The organism is Vibrio sp. JC009 (assembly GCF_029016485.1).
GTDB lineage: Bacteria > Pseudomonadota > Gammaproteobacteria > Enterobacterales > Vibrionaceae > Vibrio.
In genome coordinates, this window is sequence record NZ_CP092106.1 from 899,281 (window position 1) to 920,878 (window position 21,598).

Sequence of the window (21,598 nt, forward strand, 5' to 3'; positions counted from 1 at the left end):
GTTACGTCGCTTCAGGGTCTGCCAGAGGGGGGGAGCGATGGAGTGGTCAATAAATCCACAATATCTCCATAATTTATAGCAATTAATACCACAATCTATTGACACAATACATAGTTGGCGTGAATTCTCATTTGAGATTAATGATGGAAAAATTATTAAATAAGTTAACTCTGGGACGAAAAATTCAGTTTATTACCATAGCGACTTTGTTGTGCTGTATGGCGGGAGCAGTCATATTCATGCTTGATAGCCGTGAAGCGATTCGAGAGGAAACCGAACTCGGAATGAAAAGCCAGGTTGAAGCTGCGTATAATCTACTTGATTCAATATACGACGATAGCACCTCCGAAGATGACTTTCTGGTAAAAGTCCGACCAATTGTAAAAGGCTTAACGTGGGGGAACGATGGTAGTGGGTACCTCTTCCTTATGGGGCGTGATGGCGAGTTGCTTATCTATCCTCCCGACGAAACAAAGGAAGGTGGGATAAGCAAAAACGCACTGATGCTTGAAGCACTTAAAAAAGATGTACCCTCTGCCGTTTACTATATGAATACAAAGCCGGGTGGAGAGGAAAAATTTGAAAAAGTGTCTTATGTTTTTCCCTCACCTGGCGCTAACTGGAGGGTAGTGGGTGGCACTTACCTGGACGTGGCAGAAACCATCTTCAGACAACACCTACTTCACGCTTTTTATGGATTTGCATGCATTTTCCCGGCTCTCATTGTATTGATTGTAACAGTGCGTCGGCAGATAACACGCCGCGTAAACACTATCATTAAATCACTGGATCAAATCGCCGGTAAAAATCTTACCGAACCGCTTCTGCTGGGTGGGACAGACGAGTTCTCCACTATCGCCCAGCACATCGATACCACCAGAAAAAATTTGAACGAGTTAATGCGTCAACAACTAACGGTATCGGATAGCCTGTCAGAGATAGCGATTGAACTTGATAAGAACATGAGCACTACCTCCACATCTGTATCTTCTCAGTTCTCTCAGATTGAGAAAATAACCGTATCGATGGAAGAGAACGCAGCTGTTGTCCGGGATATCTCTCTAAATGCCGTCAGCACGTCTAATGAGACCAAAGTTACACACGAACAAGCCGTGCTTGGTTCTGAAAAACTGCAGGCCTGCACCATAGAAATCAACTCGCTAGATACCGAATTAACTCAGAGTGCCCAGGCTATTACAGACGTAGAAACCGAAGTAGATAAAATTAGTGGCATAGTCGAAGTCATTACCGCTATATCCGAACAAACCAACCTGTTAGCACTAAATGCGGCAATTGAAGCTGCACGAGCCGGAGAGCAAGGCCGGGGATTTGCCGTAGTAGCTGATGAGGTTCGCAAACTGGCTCACAACACTCAGGAATCAACGACTCAAATCAATACGATGATTGAAGGACTACAAAAAAACACAACTCTTTCAGTCGAACAGATGACTTCCAGCTTAGAGCGTGCGAACAATGCGACTAGCTATGCAAAAGAAGCAGGAGTAGCGATAGAAGCTATTGTAGAGCGTATAGCCCTTCTGTCTGAGGGTAATGAGCTGGTGGCTACATCAACAGAGCAACAGCGAGTTGTGGGCGACTCTATTAACAATGACCTGATGGCCATTAGTTCTGAAGTAGAAAATACAGATACGGTGATTAAGCAGCTTGCTGGCGATGCAACCATCCTTACTGAGTATGCCAGTTCTATCCGTGAGGATGTTAATTCATACACACTCTGATGTTGCCTTGCTCCTAGGCTGAGAGCAGCTTTAAGCTGTAGTGTAACATGACTTAGCTGTGTGATTCGTTGCTAAGTAGTCGCTCTATGGCTCTTTTAGGGCAGAAGTTAAACAACACGTCCCGCAACAGCGACAAATTGTCGTTAAACGCGAGGATAGTCATTAGCATGACTGCCTCACCGGAATGAATCTACCCTTCACATAACTATTAGCTATGTAGCCACAATGTTACAACCGCCTTATACGATGAATCTAAACTGTTACTCCAATGGGGGGAGGGGAATACAAAATTGCATCAGCAAAGGTACCACTTGTGGAAAGGACTTCACGATGAATAAAAGTAATTTTAAACCCAAACTAATAGATATTGTTCGCGGCAACCTCAACTTAGTAGCTACGTTGCAGCCGACATTTATCCGTAACTGCAAGGTTACGGACATGGCTTTAGATGAAAAATATCTGCTGTTCTTTTCGATTGTTGACCAAAGCGCTAACTCAGTAGCTATCTTCGATGACAAAAAGCGCATCGTATATGTGAATAAAAAGTTCGAACGAATGAGCGGATATACTTGCGATGAGTTACTTGGAAAACACGCTGATTTTCTGAGATCTGCTAAAACAGCAAAAGAGGTATACCAAGACATCTATCGCACGATTGAGGCTAAGCAACAATGGAAGGGAGAGGTCGTTAACATCCACCGTGACGGACACGAGTATATTGTAGAAAACATAATATCTCCCATCACAAACACCCGTGATGAGATTGTATGTGTGCTTGCTGAGAAGAAGGACATTACGGCTCAAAAGTCAGCAGAGAGTGTTGTTCAGAAACTGACATATTTTGATTGCCTTACCGGGGTACCTAACAGGGCATATTTTTTACAAGAGGTCAAAGGATTAACCTGTTTGCCCCAAGTGAAGGAAAACCATTTTGCAGTACTATTCATAGATCTAAACCGTTTTAAAGATCTTAACGATACCTACGGACACCTTGTCGGTGATCGGGCACTAAACGAAATAGCAAAGCGTTTAGAGGCCAGAATGCCCTCAGGTAGTTTTGTTGCGAGAGTCGGCGGTGATGAGTTTGTCGCAGTACATAAGAATGCGACCAATATGTCTACTTCACTTCTGGCAAATTTAATCGAAGATTCATTCAAATCCCCGGTAATAGTTGAGGGTCAGGAGCATTTTCTTGATGCGAGTATAGGCTCAGCGACATGGCCAACAGATGGTCTTTGTATAACGCAGATCCTGGCAAGAGCTGACCTGGCAATGTATAACGGGAAGGTAGCCTGTCGTAGCTACACTCCTTATACAGAAGCAATTGGATTAAGTTTTACCAGAGAGTATGAGCTGGCAAGAAAACTTGATATCGCAGTAAAGGAAGGACAGTTTAGTCTGGTGTATCAGCCTAAGGTCGATTTAATAACCGGGCATACTACCGGTATGGAAGCTTTACTGCGCTGGAATGATCTTGAGTTGGGGCCAATATCCCCAGCAGAGTTTATTCCCATAGCTGAAAAATACAAGAAGATGATACCCATTGGAAGGTGGGTAATAAGGGAGGTTTGTCGCCAGCTGAACCTCTGGAAGAGCAGCCAAACATGTCTCTCAGGCCGTATTGCCATTAATATCTCAGCTCAGCAAGTAGAAAGCCCCAGATTCTTTGAGGATATCAAATCAGAGCTGTATGAACATGATATAGATCCGTCTATGATTGAGCTAGAGGTTACCGAGTCACTGTTAATCAAAGATCCAGAGCGCGCTCTGTCACTGTTCCAAAAACTGAAAACGGCCGGGTTCAGTATCTCCATTGATGATTTTGGTACCGGGTACTCATCCCTTTCTTACCTTAGACAGCTTGAAGCGGATATTCTTAAAATTGATAAGTCATTTATAGATAAAATAAACTCAAGTCCCCATGACAGGACCATCGTCAAATCAATCATCGATCTAAGTCATAACCTGGATATGCTGGTCATCGCCGAAGGAGTGGAGTCCGAGGAGCAGTTGAATCTGCTTTTCTCTCTTGGCTGTGACATGGCACAAGGCTATTTATTCTGCAAGCCTTTGCCGGCAAGAGAAGTCTACCCATTTTTATCCAGGTACCGTCAAGAGCAATCTACTTCCTCAGCGCAATTGCAGCCTGCAAATTGCATAAAAATGCTGGAATAAGTTACTGGCTAGGATTGCCGACCTTGTTCGGAAATGGGAGTTCCCGTGCAGCGCCGTTCTGGTATCTGCCATAACCTCACGTATGGCAAACTCAGCAGAGTAATCCGCTGCTGAGTAATTGCGCTAAATTGGAAAGGGGCAAAAGCGTTTCAGGAGCTGATCGAGTTTTGCATGTTCTATTGAAAATGCTGGATAAAGTCTGTCCATTTACTTCCACCTCTGCCACCACAAAAATCACCGGCTTTCTCAGCCGGTGATTTCTTTCCAGAGTTTAAACCACAGGTTTACGTTTGTACTTAGTATGCAACAGGTGATGTGATTTCTCACCAAGTGGCTGGCCGAGGAAGTCGGTATATAACTGCTGAATAGCCGCATTTTCATGGGATTTACGCATCAGTTTGCCTTCGTCTTCGGCATAGATAGCGTTGATCCGTTTCATGCGAACAGCGTCATTGGTCAGGCGTGGTTGTCCGCCGCCGCCGATACAGCCGCCGGGGCAGGCCATCACTTCGATAAAGTGATAGGTTTTCTCGCCGGATTTTATCCGCTCCACCAGGTTACGGGCGTTAGCCAGACCGTGTGATACGGCAACCTTCACTTCCACGCCCTCAAGGAATGACCAGTCGGCTACCGGATTTTCAATCACAACCGATGCTTCTTTGATTCCTTCCAGCCCGGTTACCGGAGTGACACGCAGGTTCTCTGCGGGTAGCTCGCGCTCAGTCACCAGTTCGTAAGCGGTGCGCAGCGCGGCCTGCATAACACCACCGGTATTGGCGAAGATATCTGCCGCGCCCGAGCTCAGGCCCAGCGGGGCATCCATCTCACTATCGGGCAACGCCATAAAGTTGATACCGGCTTCTTTGATCATCTGGCCCAGTTCGCGGGTGGTCAGAACATAGTCCACATCCTGCACGCTGCTGTCGGCCATTTCGCCCCGCTGGCTTTCATACTTTTTAGCCGTGCAGGGCATAATGGAGACGACGGTCATCTGTTCAGGCCTGATATCCAGTTTTTGCGCGTAATAGGTCTTAGCGACCGCGCCGAACATCTGCTGTGGTGATTTACAGCTTGATAGGTTTGGCAGCATATCTGCGCAGTAATATTCGGCGTAGTTAATCCAGCCCGGACAACAGCTGGTGAACATTGGCAGCGAAACATTGCCATCGCCCACTATTGCCTGTTTTAGCCGTTTAAGCAGCTCAGAGCCTTCCTCCATAATGGTCAGATCGGCGGTAAAGTTGGTATCAAACACGCCATCAAAGCCGAGCTGACGAAGGGCGCTGGTCATTTTACCTGTGACCAGTGTGCCCGGCTCACAGTCAAAGCACTCGCCAAGTGCGGCGCGGATGGCAGGAGCTGTCTGCACCACAACAAACTGCTCCGGGTCATCAAGCGCTTCCCAGACCTCCTGAACATGGTTGCGCTCTGTGATGGCACCAACCGGGCAAACTGCGGCGCACTGCCCGCACTGAACACAGGCCACATCACTCAGGTCGTGAGCAAATGCCGGACCGATCACCGTATCGAAGCCGCGTCCCTGAGGATAGAGGGCACCAACGCCCTGTACTTCAGAGCAGACGGTCACGCAGCGACGGCACTTAATGCATTTTCCGCTGTCACGTAGCAGCGCGGGTGTACTGTCATCAAAATGGGCGGCCGCTTTTTCACCGGGATAGCGCACCTGTTTCAGACCCAGTTCCGCAGCCAGACGCTGAAGTTCACAGTCGTCGTTACGGTCACAGACCTGGCAGTCGCCATCATGTTCTGACAGGATCAGCTCAACCACTTTTCTGCGGGCATCCCGTACTCGCGGGCTGTGAGTCATCACCTTCATACCGTCTTCAACCGGTGTGGAGCAGGCGGTTTTCAGAGTCCGTACGCCTTCTACCTCAACCAGACAGGCGCGGCAGCCACCAATGGGTGCCAGCTTCTCCAGAAAACAGAGGGTAGGGATGTGGATAGCCGCCTGTTTTGCTGCTTCCAGAATGGTAGTGCCTTCGCCTGCTGCTATCTCTTTTCCGTTAATGGTTACCTTAAGCATCAGAAGCCTCCTCCGGCTGAACCGGGCATTTTCCATAATCACAGCGCAGACAACGTTTCGCCTGGCGGGTCGCTTCTGCTTCGTTCCACGCCTGTTCCACCTCATCAAAGTTGTTTCTGCGTTTTTCTACCTGAATCATCCGCAGTTTCTCTCTTGGGTAAGGGACAGGATCGGCGTCGGGATCATAGTTGGTGGTATTTTCCTGCTCGGTGCGCCAGAAGGCGTGCTTCTCTCCGCTAAGGAAGTGGTCAATGCCCACCGCAGCCCGTTCACCGTCGGCGATTGCAGTCACCACAGACATAGGTCCTGTTACAGAGTCACCTCCGGCAAATACGCGTTCCATTGAAGTCTGGCCGGTAACCGGGTCAGCCTGCAGCCAGCCTTTGCCGTTGATCTCCAACTGGTTATCAAACACGCTGGTATCCATGGTTTGTCCCACAGCCAGAATGACCTGATCCGCCGCCACACTGAAGATGCCGTCTTCATCGGCTTCAGGACGTCTGCGGCCTGAGCGGTCAAAGTCACCTAAATGCATGTGTCTGCATTTCACCCCGGCGACTTTGCCTTCAGCGCTGCTTTCGATCTCCTGCGGAGCGGTGAGTGTTTTGATGGTGACGCCTTCCTGAATGGCTTCGTCAATTTCCTCTGCATAGGCCGGCATCTCTTCACGGGTACGTCGATAAAGCACAGTGACGCTTTCAGCGCCCAGCCGGATTGCCGTACGGGCAGCATCAATGGCCGCATTACCGCCACCGATAACCGCGACATTTTTTCCGACAGGTACGGATCCGCGAATGTTGTATTCACGCAGAAATGCCATTGCATCCACCACAGATTCAGAATCAATGCCCGGAAGGTTAACGCTTACCCCCTGCGGCGCACCAATACCGACAAAGACGGCATCGGCGCCCTCATCAATAAGCTGTTTGATACTGAAATCCCGCCCCAGAGCCATACCGGTTTTTATGCTGACGCCCATATTCTCGATCATACGGATTTCACGGGCGATGGTTTCCCTTGGCAGGCGGTAAGCCGGAATCGCCTGTACCAGCATTCCGCCCGGACGCGGCTCTTTTTCGTAGATAACCGGCTTATAACCCAGCCGGGCAAGGAAGTAAGCACAGGAAATCCCGGCAGGGCCGCCACCGATAATGGCTACTTTGCGACCAGCATTGACTTCATTAAAGCGGATTTCAGGCAGTTGAAGTTCCACCTCCTGATCCACCATAAAGCGTTTGATACCCCGGATAGAGACTGGCTGATCCAGAGAGGATCGCCGGCATTTATCTTCACAGGTATGGAAGCAGACTCTGGCACATACACTGGCAAACGGGTTCCGGTTGCGGTGAAGTTGCAGCGCTTCGTAGTAGCGCTTCTCACCAACTAAAGAGACAAAGCCCGGAATATCAACACCGGCAGGGCAGGCTGTCTGACAAGGGGCGCGAACCAGTGACGGGCAGACACCCGCACGACAGTGTTTGTCTCTGATATGCTCAATATACTCTTCGCGGAAGTGGCGTATGGTTGATAACACAGGGTTAGGCGCAGTCTGACCAAGCCCGCACAGAGAGGTTTCCTGAATCAGCTCGCCCAGCTCTTCCAGTTTATCGATATCTTCCATCTGGCCCTGACCGTTGCAGATACGGGTCAGTATTTCCAGCATCCGCTTGGTGCCGACGCGGCAGGGGACACATTTACCGCAGGATTCTTCCTGAACAAATTCCAGGAAGAAGCGGGCAACGTCCACCATACAGGCGTCGTCATCCATCACAATCAGCCCGCCTGAGCCCATAATGGCGCCCAGTTCACTGAGTGATTCGTAATCCAGAGGTACATTCAGATGCTCTTTTGGTACGCATCCGCCGGACGGACCGCCCAGTTGCGCCGCTTTAAACGGCTTGTTATTGACGATACCACCGCCGATATCATAAATAAGCTCACCCAGACTGGTACCTATGGGCACTTCTACCAGCCCGGTATTACGTACTGCTCCGGCAAGCGCAAATACCTTGGTGCCCTTACTTTTTTCTGTACCAAAGGAGGCATACCACTCAGCCCCGCGGTTTATGATCTCAGGAACACTGGCAAAGGTTTCGACGTTGTTCAGACAGGAAGGCCTGTCCCACAGTCCTTTCTGAGCCGGGAAAGGCGGGCGTGGGCGCGGTTCACCCCGGCGTCCTTCGATAGATGCCATCAGCGCGGTTTCTTCTCCGCAGACAAAAGCCCCGGAACCCATTCTGATTTCAAGGTTGAATGAGAAGTCAGAACCCAGAATATTTTCGCCCAGCAGGCCATATTGTCTGGCTTCATCAATGGCTTTCTGCAGCCGGTATACGGCGAGCGGATATTCTGCCCTCACATAGACAAAACCTTCAGCCGCACCAATGGCATAGGCACCGATAATCATGCCTTCAATCAGGCTGTGCGGGTCACCTTCCAGTACGCTGCGGTCCATATAAGCACCGGGATCCCCCTCATCGGCATTACAGAGGATATAACGCAGATCGGCTGGACTATTGCGGGTGGTGTTCCATTTTATCCAGGTAGGGAAACCGGCACCGCCACGGCCACGCTGACCGGAGATTTTCATCTGTTCGATAACATCGTCGGAACTCATGCTATCAAGCACCTTGCCAATGCCCTGGTAAACACCAGCACTCAGCGCTTCGGTAATGCTTTCCGGATCAATCTGCCCGCAGTGGCGCAGAACGATTTTGGTCTGTTTGCTGAAAAATTCGATATCGGAAATGGAAGGCACCGCTTTGTCACCATGTTTGTCACGGGCAACCAGGCGTTCAATCACCTGGCCACCGAGCAGATGCTGAGTGATGATCTCTTCGGCATCTTCCGGCTTAACACGCTGATAGAAGGTCATATCATCAAGCATCAGCATTACCGGGCCTTCAACGCACAGGCCCATACAGCCCACAGAGATAACATTTGCTTTGTCGTTAAGGTTCTGAGCCTCTATCTGCTCCCGCAGGGCTGCGGCCACTTTATCCGACCCGGAAGCCAGACAGCCGCCACCGGCGCAGACCAGTATCTGACTGACGCCTTCCGCCCGGTTAAGCTGCTCAGGCAGTTTTTTGAGTTCTTCAAATGAAGAGATGCGTTTTATTGGCAGGTTCATCTAGGCATCCTCCATAGCATTGGTGGTGCATGAGACTTCAGCCTGTTCATCGGCGTAAGCTTTTAGCAACTCACGCAATCTGGCAGGTTTTACCCTTTGATGTACGTCGTCATTAATCATAATGACAGGCGCAAGCCCGCAGGCACCGAAGCAGCGGCCCACATCCAGAGAGAACTGCCGGTCCTCAGTGGTTTCTCCCACATCGATACCCAGCTCTTTTTTCAGAGATGAAAGTACTTCGTTGCCACCGCGCACATAACAGGCAGTCCCCAGGCATACCCTGACCACATACCGGCCACGCGGTACAGTAGAGAAGAAAGAGTAGAAGCCGACCACGCCGGCCACTTCGCTGTAGGATTTATTGAACCGGGCGCTAATCTGCTTCAGAACGCTCTCGGGAAGATAGCCAAACCGGCTTTGTGAAATCTGTAGTGCAGGGATTAATCCTCCGAGCTTATCCGGATAATCCCCAATAAGTTCATCCAGTTGCTCAAGCATTTGTTCTTCAGTCAGCTCTTCACAACAGTTACAACCGCTCACATGTTCCGTCATTAGAAATCTCCGTTTCTCAGACATGAAATGCATCGGGCGTACAACTTTGTTCCTAACCCTGATACCCATAAAGAAATTATGGGATAAATATGGTCAGGATGTTTTTGAAAAATGGTCAGAAGTCACATTTTATGTACTTTATGGGGTCACTTCACTCCCTGCGTGGGAACGAGATTTTGTATGAATATTCTATTTCTTTAGTCTCGCCCAGACCCAGTAGACCGGAGTGGCAAGGATATTGATCAGAATAAATACTTCGCTTTTTGATGTGGCTTCAGCCAGCTCGACGATGAGTTTAGGTGTGGCAAACAGTCCGTTATAGACAAAAAAGAGACCGACCAAACCGAACAGGCCCGGAAGGATTAAAGACAGAAAATCTGCTAAACCAGCACCAACAATAACAACAATTGTCAGGAAGATGATAAATGCGCCAAAGGTAAACATACTGCTTCTGGCGAAGATGACTTCGTCGTAATCGCCCAACCAACTTATTTTTTTCATTGTTCTCAACCTGATATTCGACTCGTAATGATAAAGTCGGTAATAAATAAGATTGGTCAATACTATCGGTAGATAAGCTGGTTGGTCAATCTGTTCTGGAGCCTACTTTTTAGGAAAGCAGAAAACTGCTTGTGGAGGCTGATTCAAGCTCATCACTTTCCTCAACACCGGCAGAGCGGTCTTTCAGGTCAATACCAGATATTTTCAGCCTTATAGACTCACTGAGCAGGTAACAGGCTTTGTGGCATGCTTCATCATAACCAAGGCCTTCGGGCCGGATATTAGATATACAGTTACGGCTGGACTCCTTAGCTCCGCGCTTAGGATTCCAGGTCATGTATATTCCCATGCTGTCAGGGGAGGTTAACCCGGGCCGCTCTCCGATGAGTATCATGGTGATTTTTGCTTTCAGGCACTCACCAATATCATCGCCTACTGCGACTCTGCCCTGAGTAACGATTGTCACAGGTGCAATCGACCACTTATGTCCCTCATCACGGGTTAGTCTGGTCACCAGCCTTTCTATTACGGGTACGGCATGGTTTTGGATTGCGGTAGAAGACAGCCCGTCTGCTACGACTATGGCTAAGTCGTAATCTGTATTGCTTTCGGCACCCACTTTAGCCAACTGTTGCCAGGATGACTCGCTAAGCTGACGCCCTAAGTCCGGCCTTTGCAGGTAGGTTATTCTGTCTCTGGCTTTACTGCTGACTACACCTGGCAATTTAGCCGTTGCGAAATGCAAGGGTTGCGAAGCTGAAAGCTGTTGATGCAGTGCTTCGACATCCAGCGCTTTGTGTACGGCATCTATCGCCCGAGCGTGGTCCAGATGGAAAGCCAGAAGCTCATTTGTGGGGATGCTGTTTCCTGCCCGGCCAAGCGCAATACGGGCAGAAGTAAACTGTTTCAGGCTCTGCCATGGATTAGAGGTTACCAACCCCTTATCCTTTGAGGTCTGTTGCTTGGTAAGATTACTCATGCGTCCTCCTGCTCTAACAGAGATATTGAGGTGTTAAAGGAGCTGGCCAGTTTTTTGTTGAGCTGTACCTGGCTGACATCGCTGAATATCTGCATCTGTGTCAGCCAGTTTTCAAATTCAGGGGCAGGTTTCAGGCCCAGTGCTGTACGTGCATAAAGTGCATCATGGAATGAGGTCGTCTGATAGCTCAGCATAATGTCATCAGAGCCGGGAATTCCCATAATAAACGAACATCCGGCCACACTCAGAAGAGTAAGCAGATTGTCCATATCATTCTGGTCAGCATAAGCGTGGTTGGTATAGCAGATATCACAGCCCATAGGCAGCCCAAGCAATTTAGCGCAGAAATGATCCTCCAGGCCGGCGCGGATAATTTGTTTACCGTCGAACAGGTACTCAGGGCCAATAAATCCTACCACTGTGTTCACAAGCAGGGGGTCGAAGTGACGGGCAACAGCATAAGCTCTGGCTTCGCAGGTTTGCTGATCTACGCCAAAATAAGCATCAGCGGAGAGCGCAGTTCCCTGCCCGGTTTCAAAGTACATCACATTGTTGCCTGCGGTTCCCCGGTTAAGAGAAAGAGCGGCATCCTGCGCTTCTTTCAGAACACTGAGGTTTACACCAAAGGTCTCATTGGTTCCCTGAGTTCCGCCGATAGACTGAAACACCAGATCTACGGGCGCACCTTTTTCTATCGCTTCAATCGTATTGGTGACATGGGTCAGCACACAGGACTGGGTCGGAATTTGATAGTGCTGGATCACCTCATCCAGCATTGACAGCAGTTTAATGGTCTGCGGCACATTATCTGTGGCTGGATTAATTCCTATTACTGCATCTCCACTACCGTACATCAGGCCGTCAAAGATGGTTGCTGCGATGCCGTCGAGTGAATCGGTCGGATGGTTTGGCTGCAAACGTGTGGAGAGCCGTCCTTCCAGGCCGATAGTGTTACGGAAGGCAGTGATAACGCGGCATTTCTTAGCAACCAGAATCAGATCCTGGTTGCGCATAATCTTGCTCACAGCGGCAACCATTTCAGGTGTAAGTCCATAGCGTAATTTGGCCAGAGCTTCTCCGTCTGCCTCCTCACTAAGCAGCCAGTTACGGAAATCTCCTACTGTCATATGGGAGACAGGAGCAAACGCACTGGCATTGTGGCTATCGGTAATCAGGCGGGTTATCTCATCGGATTCATAGGGAATAACGGCTTCGTTCAGGAAGGTTTTCAGCGGCAGCTCAGCCAGAGTCATCTGTGCTATAACTCTTTGCTCAGCTGTTTCTGCACAAACTCCTGCCAGTGCATCACCAGAGCGTTCTGGTGTCGCTTTCGCCATTAATTCGGCCAGGGAGCCAAAGTGGTATACCTTATCTCCCTGTTGCCAACGATATGTTGCAGTCATAGTCTTCTCTATCAGTGATTAAATCAGATATGAAAACAGCGGCCGGAAGAGATCCGTGCCGCTGTTGTTAGCCGCGATTAGCTGTAGCGGTAAGGTCTGCCCGCTTTCTGCATATCTGCGTTGTATTGCTTAAATATTTCAACAATCTTGGCTTTGGTTGGAGACTCTTTTGCAATTTCATCCCAGAACTTGTGCGCATCCGCTTCAACTTCTGCCCATTCCTCATCAGGGATCGTCGTTAGCTTCATATCGCTGCCTCCTACGCGCAGTTTGGCTTCACCACCCCAGTACCACCACTGGCGGTAGTAGTGTGACGTTTCCATACATAGCTGAAGCAGTTCTTTAAGATGCTCCGGAAGCGCGTTATAACGGTCCATATTGGCAAAGAAGTGACCAATCCAGGCTCCGGAGATGTTGTTGGTAAGGAAGTATTCCGTCACTTTAGACCAGCCAACGGTGTAGTCTTCAGTAATACCTGACCAGGCGATACCATCCAGCTCACCAGTCTGAAGGGCAACTTCTACGTCTTCCCATGGGATTGATACTGGCACTACACCAAACTGAGCCATGAAGCGGCCTGCTGTCGGGAAGGTGAATACCCTTAACCCTTTCAGATCTTTCAGGCTGTTAATCGGCTTTTTCGTAGCGAAATGACATGGATCCCATGCCCCTGCGGAGATATGTTTTACACCCACTTTGGCATATTCTTCTTTCCAGATTTCATCCAGGCCGTACTGATTGAACAGTACAGGCACATCCAGTGAATAGCGGCTGCCAAATGGGAAATAGCCACCAAAGGTTGTTACTTCAGTTGGAGAAGCCATGGAATCATCATCTGACTGAACGGCATCGATAATCCCTTTTTGCATAGCGCGGAACAGTTCTCCGGTGGGAACCAGCTGATCGGCATAATAGAGCTCAATCTGCATTTCGTCACCCGCAATGCGGTTAAAGGCTTCGATTGCTGGCTTAACGACATGTTCTGCCAGTGCCGGGCCCGCGTAGGTCTGCATGCGCCACTTAATCTTTGGGCTTGCTGCAAAGGTTTTTGCGGGAGCCAGCATAGTACCAGCGGTCAGTGCTGCTGCACCTGTTAAAAACTTACGTCTTGAGTTCATAAAATCCCTCCAGTGGATTATTTGCTGGCGGTACGTTGCCCGCCTGAAAGTAAATATTTATATATATGTGGGACAGGCAATACGCCTATTTCCCGTAAACGTATTCCGGTAGCCACAGAGCCAGTTCCGGAAAAACCATAATAAGAATGAGTGAGAGCACCATTATTCCGACAAAGGGACCAATGGAGCCGTAGATATCGCGCAGGCTGATTTCTGGTGGAGCCATAGCTCGCATCAAAAACAGGTTGTAGCCAAAAGGTGGCGTCATATAAGCGATCTGGCAGGTAATTGTGTAGAGAACGCCATACCAAATCAGATCAAATCCAAGAGCATGTACCAGAGGCACGTAGAGAGGCGCGACGATCACCAGCATCGCGGTATCATCAAGGAAGGTGCCCATAACCAGAAATGACAGCTGCATCAGGATAAGAATGGTCCAGGGGCTCAGTCCTAACTGCTCAGTAAAGAGATCGGCTATCGCTCTTACCGCGCCCAATCCGTCAAATACAGCACCAAAGCCTAATGCAGCAAGAATGATCCACATAAACATGCAGGAGATAGCAAGAGTACTGCGTACTGAGTTCTCGAATACGACTTTTGTCAGACGTCGCTTAAGAATAGCGGCTACCAGCGCAGCCATGGCACCGATGGCAGAGCTCTCTACCAGGCTGGTCCAGCCATTAACAAAAGGAACCATCATCACCGCGAAAATACCAAGTGGCAGTGCTCCTGCTCCAAGCAGACGCATTTTTTCGGGCATAGGCACATTGCGCTCTTCTTCACTGAGCACAGGCCCGAGATCCGGGTTGATACGGCAACGAACGACGATATAGACAATAAACAGCACCGCCATAATCAGTCCGGGAACAATACCGGCCAGCCAGAGCTGTCCAACAGGCTGGCGGGCTATCATGGCGTACAGAACCAGTACTACTGACGGGGGAACAAGGATACCGAGGGAGGAGCCGGCCTGAATGACCCCGGTAACCATTTTCTTATCATAGCCACGCTTTAATAGCTCTGGCAGTGCAATAGTGGCACCGATAGCCATACCTGCTACAGAGAGCCCGTTCATTGCCGAGACAAGCACCATAAGGCCAATGGTGCCTATGGCAAGTCCACCGGGCATAGGTCCCATCCATACATGGAACATCTTATACAGGTCATCGGCAATCTTGGATTCCGAAAGGATATAGCCCATAAAGATAAACATGGGCAGGGTAAGCATAGGGTACCAGTTCATCAGCTTCATGGCTGCGGTAAAAGGTATCTCCACACCACCGGTTCCCCACAGCAAAATAGCAGCGACGGAGGCAACGGCTCCTATTGCAGCAAATACACGCTGACCCGTTGCCATCAGCAACGCCATCGACGCGAACATCATTGTTGCGATCATGCCATAACTCATTTGATTTCTACTCCCCGTATAATCGCGATATCTTTAAATAACTGTGATACTGCCTGCAGGATCATCAGCACAAACCCGGTACACATAACGGCTTTGATTGGCCACAGTAACGGACGCCAGGCAGTACGGCTGCGTTGGCCATACTCAAGTGAATAGAGTGTGCTTTCCAGCCCCCCGTAGAGGAGCACAATCAGGAAAAAGATGAGAAAGAAAACGGTAAAGGCATCAACCCAGGCGCGCTGCTTTACCGACCATTCGCCATAGAAAAGATCCATCCGAACGTTAGCGTTTAGCTGGATAGCGTATGCGCCGCCGAGGATATAGTAGGCGACCATAGCAAACTGTGCGGATTCAAGGGTCCAGAGAGATGGCATAAAAAAGGTTTTAGAGACAGAGGACCATAAAAGTACGCCGACTATCACGAAGATCCCATATGTCATTGCGCGGCCGATAAAATAGTTCAATTTATCCACGTACTTAACATAGGCAATAATAAAACCGGGCATAAGATTTCCTTAGCGCAAAAAGCTTAAATAACTTGGTTCGGTTTTTGCTGATTCTGATTTCAACAACAATGAAGCTAAGGTTGCGATATCTGTTCCTGACAGTTATCAAAAATCGGCAAAGATAAAAATTCTATAAATAACAATGAAGTAAGTAAGGTTATGCCCTATGTTGGAACATCTTATGAGCCAAGGATAAGAGATATGGGGAATCACACATTAACAGACAGTGCGTCATTGCTGTGCACGCTTCACTCTAATGATGCAAATCATCAGGCTGCAAACCTGGTTAACTGGCAACAGGAATATGACCAGTTAAGTCAGGGGCGTTTTCTGGGGATGATAAAGGAGATTAAGTTTCCGCACATTCACGCGTTTCGTGAAGATACCAACCGGGGGTTGCGGCAGCAGTGCAGGGTTGAGGATGGAGGTTTATGGCTTGGATTCAGCGCCAATAACAAAAGATGCCGTATCAACAATCAGCAGCCCCGGCATGACCAGTTTTTGTGCAGACCTGGAAGCAGAGATTTTGAATTACTTACTCCGGATGACTTTTCCATTTATGGTCTGGTATTAACGAAAAGTTTTTTTACTCAGCTTGCAGAATGCGATGAGGAGCCTTTAATGCATCAAAGTAGTGATGCTTTGTGGCTGGAGGGTGTGCCGTCAGGAACTCTTACTGCGTTCAGCCAGTACCTCTCTTTGCTGTTGCATCCGGAAGGAAACCGGTGGAGTAGTAAAACGCAGCAGATCATCTTGCAGGATGCGGTATTTGAACTGCTTACTCAGGCACAACAGACCCAGGTTAATCAAGTCGCTTCTCACCAGCGGCAGCGAATTATGCAGCGGGTTAACAGGTATCTTACTGAGTCACGACTAAAAAATCCGGTAACCATCAGTGAGATTTGCTCTGAAGTACATGTCAGCCGACGGACGCTGCAGTACACATTTACCCAATGCTGCGGAATGTCACCTAAGCGGTATATTCAGATTACCCGGCTTAATCAGGTACGGCGGGCACTATTATCTGGTGATAACTTGCAAACCATTGGTGAAGTCGCGTTTGACTATGGTTTTTTTCACCTTGGGCAATTCGGCCAGGATTACAAACGCCTGTTTGGTGAAACCCCGCAGCAGACGCGTCAGCGTGAGAGGTATTGCTGACCGGTATAAAATAGTCCAAAACAGAATTACCGCTTTGTATTCTTCTGCGCAATAATCGATTTGTATATAGCGCGAGAAAGGAATAACAATGACCCGGATTATTTTGCTTGCCGTTGTGATTTTGCAGCTTGTTATGGCAACACAGTCTGAAGGGCTAAGCAGAGCGCTAGCTGAACTTAGCGCCTTTATGCTGCTGTTTGCGTTGGTTCTTGGAGTCAGGGGAAACCGTTATAAACTCAGGTAAGCACAAGCCAGCTCAGTGACAGCGCAGAAATTGCGACCCACAGTCCCACACCAAACAGAAGTGGCTTTGCTCCGGCCGCTTTCAGTTTTTCTACGGAAATACCACAACCAATCAGAAACAGGCAGACCACCAGAGTTTTTTTGGCAAAAGTGAAAATATACCCATAAAAAACTTCGTAATGAGGTAAGTAATCGCTTACTAATATCGCGATACAGTAGAAGAATATAAAGTAGGGAATAGCAATTTTGCTGTTTTTGTTTTTAAACAGTACGGCACTAATTAAAGCGACGGGAATAATCCATAGTGCCCGGGCAAGCTTCAGTGTTGTCGCGGTTTTAAGTGCCTCCTCTCCATAGGCCGAAGCTGCGCCAACAACGGACGAGGTATCGTGTATTGCTATAGCGGCCCAGGTTCCGAAGGTGTGCTGATCCAGGCTCAGGGCATGGCCTATCACAGGAAAAACAAACAGGGCAACGGAGTTGAGGACAAAAACGGTGGCGAGTGCCAGTCCGGTCTGCTCTTCATTGGCTTTGATTGCCGGAGAGACCGCAGCAATTGCGCTTCCACCACAGATAGAGGTTCCTGCTGAAATCAGGTAACCGGTACGCCGCTCAAGTCCGATTCTTTTACTGACCAAAGAACCGGTAATCAGAGTGCCAAAGATGGTGGCGATAATCAGACCGATACCACTGCCGGTAACCGCAAGTGCTTCCTGAAAATGAATACCGAAGCCTAATCCGATAATGGACCAGGCCAGCAGTTTTTTGGTGATTTTTCCGATTGGAATATCGCCCGGAACAAGCCCCAGGCTTGAAAGCATAAAGCCCAGAACCAGAGCGGTTGGGGAAGACACCCAGGGAGTCAGGCAAATCAGTCCGGCAGAGAAAAAGGCGATATTATTTTTGTTCATTTTTGGGGTGTCTGTAATCGGCTATCTAACAGAGAAGGATTCTATCGGCAGATTCCTTGTTCACAACATAAATAGATGAAATCTTATATTGGTATTACCGGTAGCTTCCTCTTAGCTCTGCCACTTTTTCTTTGAGAAAATCACATGAGGCTTCCGTTGCCGGGATTGGTATTGCAGCCTCTATTTCCAGCTTAGAGCGGAATCTTGTTGGCAGCCCTTTGCAGGCTCTGCCCTTATGGCGGCTAAAGTAGCTTCCCCACATACCTTTTAGCGCCATCGGTATGACAGGAACGGGAGTACGCTTAAGGATAATATCTATGCCGCGCATAAAGTCCTGAATTTCACCGTCACTGGTTAAGCGGCCTTCCGGGAAGATGCACACTAGGTGGCCTTCCTTCAGTGCTTGTTCCACATCTTTAAAAGCACGGGTTATGGAGCGGCGGTTGGTGCCGTCAATGGGGATAACACCGGCACGTTTTAAAAAGCGCCTCAGCGGACGGAGGTTGGCATAATCCTCTTCCATTACAAAACGGATAAGGCGGGGGCAGACCGCACTGAGCAGCAGCGCATCCATATAGCTGACATGGTTGCAGACAATCAGCGCTCCGCCTTCCTGCGGAAGATTATGCAGGTTTTTGTGTTTTACCCGGTACATGGTATGGGTCAGTATCCAGACCAGAAAACGCACCACATAAATGGGAGCCTGCAGGAAGAGGTAAAGGGCCATAAAGAGATTCAGTACCGCCAGCAGCAAAAACATGGATGGGATACTCATCTTAATCACACCCAGACAGACAATGCCTAAAATCGCGCTGCCGACCATAAACAGAGAGTTAAAGATGTTGTTGGCGGCAATGACCTGTGAGCGCTGCTTTTTGTCTGCTCTCTGCTGCATGATGGTATAGAGGGGCACGATAAACAGGCCACCGGATGCGCCAAGGCAGATCAGAGAGAGAAATACAGGCCAGAGCTCACGGTATGTAACAAAGCTTGCAAAGGTTTCAAACTTCGGCAGTGAGTCAGGAACACTGACTGCCATTAAAATGCCGAACAGAGAGATACCAAAGCTGCCCAGAGGCACAATGCCAATCTCAATTCTGTGGTTAGACAGCTTGTCACAGAGCAGTGATCCGACAGCAATGCCAATTGAAAACAGAGCCAGAAGGAAAGAGACCGAGGCTTCGTTGCCGTTCAGGTAAATTTTGGTGAAGTTGGGGAACTGAGTGAGATAAGCCGCGCCCAGAAACCAGAACCAACTAATGGCGAGAATGGCCTGAAAGATAACTCTGTCCTGCCTGCCTATTGCCAGTGTCTTTTTCGCTTGTGTCAGAGGTTGCCAGCGCACTTTCGCTTCCGGTGCTGCTGCAGCTGTTTTAGGAATATAACGGCTGGCCAGATACCCCGCGATAGCAAAGATAACCACAGAAGCCGCAGCTACAAAGGTTGCGTTTTCACTTGAAGCGATAAAGCCTGCGCCTATGGTCCCCAGCAGAATGGCCAGAAAGGTGCCGGTTTCTACCAGTGCATTACCGGAAACCAGTTCGTTGTTATCCAGATGATGTGGCAGAAGGGCGTATTTTACCGGGCCAAAAAAGGCCGACTGAGTGCCCATTAAAAACAGCAGAAATAGCAGAATCAGATAGCTGTGGGTGATAAAGCCGACTGCGCCCAGCAGCATAATGCAGATTTCTGCCAGCTTTACCCTACGGATAAACCAGTCTTTATCGTATTTATCGGCCAGTTCTCCGGCGGTGGCTGAAAAAAGGAAAAAGGGCAGAATAAACAGGCCGGCAGCAAGGTTAATAAACAGGTTAGAGGAAATGGGAAGCACACTGCTTCCTGCAAAGGCGACAAAGATCAGGAGTACGTTTTTGAAGATATTGTCGTTAAATGCCCCGAAAAACTGGGTGATAAAGTAGGGCAGAAAACGTCTCTGGGTCAGTAGTGATGACTGGCTGTAATTGGTCATCCTGTATCCTTTAGTTACGCCAGGTCTGCAGGTAATTGGTCAGCAGGTTAGCGATCAGTCCTTTTCCATCGACAGGTTCCGAGGTGAAAAACTTGTCGTCCACACTCAGCAGAGTGATTCCGTGTACACCGGCCCAGAGCACCCGGCTTGCTTCAACCAGTTCCGGCTTAGATTTGCCCGGAGAAGTTAACTCAAGCAACTCCTCAAGCATACTGGTCAGATAGCTGATTCTTTTTGCCTGCCATTGAGGCAGCGTTTCTCCCTGCATAGTGTGCTGGAATATAAGTTGCCAGCGGTAGGGATTTGCTTTGGCAAAATCATGATAACAGTATGCAAGTCTGAAAAGTGCCTCTTCAGTGGTTTTCGCCTGAGATGTAGCGATATCGGCCTGCTCTTTTAACTCGTCAACTGTCTGGGCAACTACATGTAACAATAGCAAATTATAGTTACCAAAAACGTTTACCAGGGTGCTGGGAACATAGCCGATCATATTGGCTATCTTGCGCAGGCTGAGTTCGTGATGGGAGTTTTCGCTCAGAAATGCCTTTACCTTGTCCAGAGTCAGGGCAATTAACTGGTCGCGGGTATGATCGTTTCTTCTGGCCATATCTGAGTACTTTAATGAACAATGTTCGATATTCTAAGAGGCTGATAATTGAGGGTCAAGTTAATAGCGCGTGACAATCCAGATGATATGTTGCAACATTCTGAAACAAACTTGCTCCCCATGGTGGCTTGTTTATGAGATGCATGACGATAAGATGTGTCAGTCTAATAAGATAAAAGGAATAATATGAAACGTTTATTTGCTATGGTGGCTTTGCTCATGTTCACCATTTCAGCATCACCAATCGTTGAAGCGAAAAAGTTTGGAGGCGGTAAGTCTTTTGGTAAGTCGTTTAAAACGGCACCGGCACCTAAAAAGGCGACCCAGAACACTAATTCAATTAAAAAGGATCAGACAACAAAGAGCAGTTCTAAGCGTGGCCTGATGGGGGGCCTGATGGGCGGTTTGTTAGCTGGTGGCCTGCTTGCGGCTTTCTTTGGCGGTGCCTTTGAGGGCATCCAGTTTATGGATATCCTGATCATCGGTCTGATCGCTTACTTTGCCTTTAAGTTCCTGCGAGGCATGCTGGGCGCGAAGGCGGGCAGCATGAATCAACACTCGTACTCAGGTATGAATCAGAATACCTTTGAATCCGGTAACTCCAGTTTCAGAAGCTATGAGCAACCTCAACCCGCAGCAGCAGGCGGCTTTGGCAGTTCAGGTCACAGCGATGTTCCGCACAACTACCCACCGGGCTTTGATCAGGCGGCATTTATCAACGGTGCCCGCGAGCACTACCGCACAATTCAGGGTGCCTGGAACTATAATGAGCTGCACACTATCAAAGAGTATGTTTCCGAGAGCTTGTACCAGGAACTAAAGGCAGAACGAGAGAGCCTGAACGGCGAGCAGCATACCGACGTTATGTACGTTGACGCTGAAATTGTACGCGCCGATTACGACAGCCAGAAAGCGCAGCTAAGTCTGCAATTTAGCGGACGTTACCGTGATGCGGTTGAAGGTGTCGAAGAGGATATTGAGGATGTCTGGCATCTGGAACGCGATCTTACTGTGGATAATGCGCCTTGGTTGATTGTGGGGATACAGGGGTAGGGAAAAGGGCCCTGGGTTTATAGGCCCTGGGCCCTGGGAGCTAGCCCGTAAATCTAAGGGGTAGTTGCCTTTGTATTTCAGATAAAACTAAAGCCCCGA

General features: G+C 48.9%; 17 protein-coding genes. 5 read left to right on the plus strand and 12 right to left on the minus strand.

Features of this window, described 5'->3' with window-relative positions:
* Window positions 1–143 precede the first annotated feature (143 nt).
* Both L3Q72_RS04255 and L3Q72_RS04260 read left to right on the plus strand, forming a co-directional pair.
* Entirely contained in the window at window positions 144–1,739 is a 1,596-nt protein-coding gene (locus tag L3Q72_RS04255; protein WP_275131428.1) for a methyl-accepting chemotaxis protein, read from the plus strand.
* 330 nt (window positions 1,740–2,069) lie between these two features.
* Window positions 2,070–3,914 (plus strand): GGDEF domain-containing phosphodiesterase, encoded by a 1,845-nt coding sequence (locus tag L3Q72_RS04260; RefSeq protein WP_275131429.1) that lies wholly within the window; start codon window positions 2,070–2,072, stop codon window positions 3,912–3,914.
* Between the two features lie 271 nt (window positions 3,915–4,185).
* Here L3Q72_RS04260 and L3Q72_RS04265 read toward each other — a convergent pair whose 3' ends face one another.
* The 9 genes from L3Q72_RS04265 to L3Q72_RS04305 all read right to left on the minus strand — a co-directional run bounded on the left by L3Q72_RS04265 (window position 4,186) and on the right by L3Q72_RS04305 (window position 15,555).
* Window positions 4,186–5,958 carry an NADH-dependent [FeFe] hydrogenase, group A6 gene (locus L3Q72_RS04265; RefSeq protein WP_275131430.1) on the minus strand — a complete coding sequence of 591 codons (1,773 nt, stop codon included), beginning with the start codon at window positions 5,956–5,958 and terminating at the stop codon, window positions 4,186–4,188.
* Complete coding sequence (locus L3Q72_RS04270) at window positions 5,951–9,088, minus strand: FAD-dependent oxidoreductase (RefSeq protein WP_275131431.1); 3,138 nt, start codon at window positions 9,086–9,088, stop codon at window positions 5,951–5,953. Before L3Q72_RS04270 ends, L3Q72_RS04265 begins: the two co-directional genes overlap by 8 nt.
* Window positions 9,089–9,640, minus strand: a complete 552-nt coding sequence (locus L3Q72_RS04275; RefSeq protein ID WP_275131432.1) for an NAD(P)H-dependent oxidoreductase subunit E — start codon at window positions 9,638–9,640, stop codon at window positions 9,089–9,091. It abuts the gene before it with no gap.
* A gap of 189 nt (window positions 9,641–9,829) precedes the next feature.
* Window positions 9,830–10,141, minus strand: coding sequence for a hypothetical protein (locus L3Q72_RS04280; protein ID WP_275131433.1), 312 nt, complete (start codon window positions 10,139–10,141; stop codon window positions 9,830–9,832).
* Between the two features lie 109 nt (window positions 10,142–10,250).
* Complete coding sequence (gene eutC / locus L3Q72_RS04285) at window positions 10,251–11,120, minus strand: ethanolamine ammonia-lyase subunit EutC (protein ID WP_275131434.1); 870 nt, start codon at window positions 11,118–11,120, stop codon at window positions 10,251–10,253.
* Window positions 11,117–12,523, minus strand: a complete 1,407-nt coding sequence (locus tag L3Q72_RS04290; RefSeq protein ID WP_275131435.1) for an ethanolamine ammonia-lyase subunit EutB — start codon at window positions 12,521–12,523, stop codon at window positions 11,117–11,119. Before L3Q72_RS04290 ends, eutC begins: the two co-directional genes overlap by 4 nt.
* A gap of 77 nt (window positions 12,524–12,600) precedes the next feature.
* Entirely contained in the window at window positions 12,601–13,641 is a 1,041-nt protein-coding gene (dctP, locus tag L3Q72_RS04295; protein WP_275131436.1) for a TRAP transporter substrate-binding protein DctP, read from the minus strand.
* Between the two features lie 85 nt (window positions 13,642–13,726).
* Window positions 13,727–15,049: a TRAP transporter large permease subunit gene (locus L3Q72_RS04300; protein ID WP_275131437.1), complete on the minus strand. Its 1,323-nt coding sequence runs from the start codon at window positions 15,047–15,049 to the stop codon at window positions 13,727–13,729.
* The gene (locus L3Q72_RS04305) at window positions 15,046–15,555 is read right to left on the minus strand and encodes a TRAP transporter small permease subunit (protein ID WP_275131438.1); all 510 of its coding nucleotides are present in this window, start codon (window positions 15,553–15,555) and stop codon (window positions 15,046–15,048) included. The genes L3Q72_RS04300 and L3Q72_RS04305 overlap by 4 nt, the downstream gene beginning before the upstream one ends.
* 201 nt (window positions 15,556–15,756) lie before the next feature.
* On the opposite strand from L3Q72_RS04305, the gene L3Q72_RS04310 reads away from it, so the two are divergent.
* Together L3Q72_RS04310 and L3Q72_RS04315 are read left to right on the plus strand one after the other, a co-directional pair.
* Window positions 15,757–16,716, plus strand: coding sequence for a helix-turn-helix domain-containing protein (locus tag L3Q72_RS04310; RefSeq protein ID WP_275131439.1), 960 nt, complete (start codon window positions 15,757–15,759; stop codon window positions 16,714–16,716).
* Window positions 16,717–16,804: 88 nt separating this feature from the next.
* Entirely contained in the window at window positions 16,805–16,960 is a 156-nt protein-coding gene (locus tag L3Q72_RS04315) for a hypothetical protein (protein ID WP_275131440.1), read from the plus strand.
* Here the strand turns inward: L3Q72_RS04315 and L3Q72_RS04320 are convergent.
* From L3Q72_RS04320 to L3Q72_RS04330, 3 genes are all read right to left on the minus strand, one after another.
* Entirely contained in the window at window positions 16,953–17,870 is a 918-nt protein-coding gene (locus tag L3Q72_RS04320) for a putative sulfate exporter family transporter (RefSeq protein WP_275131441.1), read from the minus strand. The genes L3Q72_RS04315 and L3Q72_RS04320 overlap by 8 nt on opposite strands.
* 94 nt (window positions 17,871–17,964) lie before the next feature.
* Window positions 17,965–19,839 carry an MFS transporter gene (locus L3Q72_RS04325; protein ID WP_275131442.1) on the minus strand — a complete coding sequence of 625 codons (1,875 nt, stop codon included), beginning with the start codon at window positions 19,837–19,839 and terminating at the stop codon, window positions 17,965–17,967.
* 10 nt (window positions 19,840–19,849) lie between these two features.
* Window positions 19,850–20,446, minus strand: coding sequence for a TetR-like C-terminal domain-containing protein (locus L3Q72_RS04330; protein WP_275131443.1), 597 nt, complete (start codon window positions 20,444–20,446; stop codon window positions 19,850–19,852).
* Between the two features lie 186 nt (window positions 20,447–20,632).
* Here L3Q72_RS04330 and L3Q72_RS04335 point away from each other — a divergent pair, with 186 nt between their 5' ends.
* A complete protein-coding gene (locus tag L3Q72_RS04335) occupies window positions 20,633–21,499 on the plus strand; it encodes a TIM44-like domain-containing protein (protein ID WP_275131444.1) in 867 nt (288 codons plus the stop codon).
* Window positions 21,500–21,598 lie beyond the last annotated feature (99 nt).